The 218-nt window shown below is 41.7% G+C and carries 1 pseudogene; it reads left to right on the top strand.

The annotated features are described in order from the left end of the window. A pseudogene (locus FS608_RS29955) lies at positions 1-218 on the top strand (xylose isomerase); the annotation flags it as partial.

Here is a 218-nt window from a genome sequence, read left to right as displayed (position 1 = left end):
TTAAGAACAGCTCGTATTAACGGAATGCTTGGATCTGTTGATGCAAACCAAGGGGATACATTGCTTGGATGGGATACAGACGAATTCCCAACAGACTTATATACGAACACATTGGCGATGTATGAAATTCTGAAAAACGGTGGCTTAGGAAAAGGCGGTTTAAACTTCGATGCTAAAGTAAGAAGAGGTTCGTTCGAAGCAGAAGACTTATTCCACGC

It is taken from the genome of Bacillus sp. X1(2014) (assembly GCF_007678255.1).
The sequence above is the reverse complement of the archived record's forward strand: the minus strand, read 5'-3'. Positions and strand labels throughout refer to the sequence as shown.